This window comes from Microcella sp., assembly GCF_030645145.1.
Lineage (GTDB): Bacteria > Actinomycetota > Actinomycetes > Actinomycetales > Microbacteriaceae > Microcella.
Window position 1 is genome coordinate 1 of the sequence record NZ_JAUSMI010000114.1, and the last position, 3688, is coordinate 3688.

Genomic DNA, 3688 nt, shown 5'->3' on the forward strand with positions numbered 1-3688 from the left:
GCTCACCCCCGTCGGCCTCGATCGGGCGGCGATCGCCGAGCTCGAGCGCGGCGAGCTGCTCGTCGCGCAGCGCGTCAAGGGCGCGCTGACCGCTCTGACCGGCGTGCAGCTGCCCGGCGTCCTCGACGACCTCTACGCCGAGGGCCTCGCGAGCGCGGAGCTCGGCGCCGTGGTCTCGGGCGGCGACGTCACGGCCTCGCTGTGGGCGCCGACTGCGCGCTCCGTCGCTCTCGAGCGGTGGGATGCGGGCACGACGGGCGACCCCGAGCTCATCGAGGCCGTCCTCGACTCCGCGAGCGGCATCTGGAGCGTCGACTCCGGGCTCGCCGTGGGCGACGAGTACCGCTGGAACGTCGACGTCCTGACGATCGAGACCGGCGAGTTCGAGACCAACTCGGTCACCGACCCCTACTCGGTCGGCCTCACGATCAACTCGGCGCGCTCGGTCGTCGTCGACCTCGACGCGCCGGAGCTGCAGCCGCAGCTGTGGGCCGACACCCCGCAGCCGGAGGTCGACCGCAGCGTCGACCGCGCGATCTACGAGCTGCACGTGCGCGACTTCTCGATCGGCGACGAGAGCGTCCCGGCGGAGGAGCGCGGCACCTACCGCGCCTTCACGCGCGACTCGGCCGGCACCTCGCAGCTGCGCGAGCTCGCCGAGGCGGGCATCACGACCGTGCACCTGCTCCCGACCTTCGACATTGCCACGATCGAGGAGCGCCGCGACCAGCAGGCGACCCCGGACTGCGACCTCGAATCGTTCGGCCCGGCCTCGCCCGAGCAGCAGGCGTGCATCGCGGCCATCCGCGACCTCGACGGGTTCAACTGGGGCTACGACCCGTACCACTTCTCCACCCCCGAGGGCTCGTACGCCGTCGATGCCGACGGCGGCGCGCGCGTGGCCGAGTTCCGCGAGATGGTCGGCGCGCTCCACGCGACGGGCCTCGAGGTCGTGCTCGACAAGGTGTTCAACCACACCGCGCAGTCGGGCCAGGGCGAGAAGTCGGTGCTCGACCGCATCGTCCCCGGCTACTACCACCGCCTCAACGCGACGGGAGCGGTCGAGACCTCGACCTGCTGCCAGAACGTCGCGACCGAGCATGCCGCGGCCGACAAGCTCATGGTCGACTCCGTCGTCCTGTGGGCCAAGGAGTACAAGGTCGACGGGTTCCGCTTCGACCTCATGGGCCACCACTCGAAGCAGAACATGCTGAACGTGCGCGCCGCGCTCGACGCCCTCACCCTCGAGGAGGACGGCGTCGACGGCTCCGGAGTGTTCCTCTACGGCGAGGGCTGGAACTTCGGCGAGGTCGCGAACAACGCGCGCTTCGAGCAGGCCACGCAGGGTCAGCTCGGCGGCACGGGCATCGCGACGTTCAATGACCGTCTGCGCGACGCCGTCCACGGCGGCAGCCCGGTCGACGGCTCGTCGACGTTCGTGCAGGGCTTCGGCACCGGTCTCGGCACCGACCCGAACGGCGACCCGATCAACGGCTCGCCCGAGCAGTCGATCGCCGAGCTGCTCAAGCAGACCGATCTCGTGAAGATCGGTCTCGTCGGCAACCTGCGCGACTACGCGCTGGAGTCGGCGAGCGGGGAGGTCGTGCCGGGCGACGCGCTCGACTACCGCGGCTCGCCCGCGGGCTACGCCGACCAGCCCGACGAGGTCATCAACTACGTCGACGCGCACGACAACGAGACGCTGTACGACCTGAGCGTCATCAAGCTGCCGCGTGACACGACGATGGCCGAGCGCATCCGCATGAACACGCTGTCGCTCGCGACGGTGACGCTCTCGCAGGCGCCCTCGTTCTGGCACGCCGGCACCGAGCTGCTGCGTTCGAAGTCGCTCGACCGCAACAGCTACAACTCGGGCGACTGGTTCAACCGCATCGACTGGACGGGCCAGGAGTCGACCTTCGGCTCGGGCCTGCCGAGCGAGGCCGACAACGGCACGAAGTGGTCGATCATGGAACCGCTCCTCGCCGACCCGGCCCTCAAGCCCGCGGCGGACGACATCGCGGCCGCCGAGGCCGCGGCGCTCGACCTCCTGCGCGTGCGCGGCTCGGTCGACCTGCTGCAGTTGGGCTCGGCCGAGCTCATCGGCCAGAAGGTCAGCTTCCCGAACAGCGGAGCCGACGCCACCCCCGGCCTCGTCGTCATGCTCATCGACGACCTGCTGGGCGAGGACGTCGACCCCGAGCTCGAGGGCGCCCTCGTCGTCTTCAACGCGACGCCCGAGGCGATCACCGAGCAGGTCGAGGGCCTCGCAGGCCGCGAGTTCGCGCTCGCCGAGGCGCTCGCGAACGGCTCGGACCCGGTCGTCGCGCAGACGACGTGGGACGCCGCGGCCGGCGCGGTGAGCATCCCTGCTCGCACGGCCGCCGTCCTCGTCGACCCGCAGGTCGCGCCCGAGCCCCCGCAGGGCAACGGCAACGCGAACAACGGCAACGGCAACAACGGCAACGGCAAGGGCCTCGGCAACGGCGGCGTCGGCCAGGGCAAGGGCAACGGCAACGAGGGCAAGCCGCGCTTCACCGCCGTGAGCGCCTCGAGCGTCGCGCCCTCGTCGACCGTCGCGCTCGCCGCGAGCGGCTTCGCGCCGGGCGAGCGCGTCCAGCTCTGGATGCACTCGACCCCGCAGCTGCTCGTCGCGACGATCGCCGACGCGAGCGGCGCGGTGTCGCTCGAGGTCGCCGTGCCCTCAGGTGCTGAGCTCGGCGCGCACGAGTTCCGACTCGTCGGGCTCGAGTCGGGTCTCGAGGCGACCGCGCCCGTGACGGTCGAGGCGGAGGAGTTCACGCTGACCGAGATCGTGCTCGGCTCGGCGCTCATCCTCGCGCTGCTCGTCGCGCTCGGCCTGCTGATCGTGTCGCGCCGCCGCGGGAAGAGCTAGTTCGGGTCCTCCCGCCGCTCAGCGCGACGGAGCCGACGGGGAGGCACGGTGACGGCGGGGCGGGGCGCGAAAGCGCGTCCGCCCCGTTCCGTCCGCCCCACCTGCGTGCATTCCGCCCCGAACGCTTCGTCGGCGCCTCCCGCTCGTCGTCCTTCCACAACTACGGAGCGCGTGAGAATCCTTCGCCCCGTCCGTAGTTCTGGAAGGGGACGCGACCCGTGCCTCGATACCCGAGCGACGCGCGCTCCGCCGGGCTCAGGCGAGGGGTGCGGCGAGCAGCGCGTAGCAGCGCTCGAGCCGGGCCCTCCACCACTGGGCGCGCTCGTCGGGGGCGGCGAGCCGGCGCAGAGCATCCGCATCGACCTCGACGCGACCCGTGCCGATCGCCCCCGCGACGGGCACGACCGGCGCGACCGCGACGTCGTCGGCCAGGAGCGCGCCCGTGCCGAGCCCGCAGTCGAACTCGAGCTCCGGCAGCCGCGCCGCGAGCGCTGCGCCCATCGCGAGGCCGACGCTCGTGTCGAGCGCGCTCGACACCACGGCGGGCAGCCCCGCCGCCGCGACGATCGCGAGCGCCCGCTCGATGCCGCCGAGCGGCGCGGCCTTGATCACGAGCACGTCGGCGGCTCCGGCGCGCGCGACGGCGAGCGGGTCGGCGGCCTTGCGCACGCTCTCGTCGGCGGCGACGAGCACGTCGATGCGGTGAATGCGCCGCCGCAGCTCGGCGAGCTCGTCGATGCTCGCGCACGGCTGCTCGACGTACTCGAGGTCGAACTGCTCGAGCGCGCGCAC

At 72.4% G+C, this 3688-nt stretch carries 2 protein-coding genes; one reads left to right on the forward strand and one right to left on the reverse strand.

Annotated features, from left to right (window positions below; genetic code table 11):
* A partial coding sequence (gene pulA / locus Q7T15_RS07935; RefSeq protein ID WP_304695039.1) for a pullulanase-type alpha-1,6-glucosidase occupies window positions 1-2896 on the forward strand: 2896 nt, incomplete at its 5' end.
* A 255-nt stretch (window positions 2897-3151) separates the two neighbouring features.
* Here pulA and Q7T15_RS07940 read toward each other — a convergent pair.
* On the reverse strand, window positions 3152-3688 hold a 537-nt coding region (locus tag Q7T15_RS07940), incomplete at its 5' end, for an enolase C-terminal domain-like protein (RefSeq protein WP_304695041.1).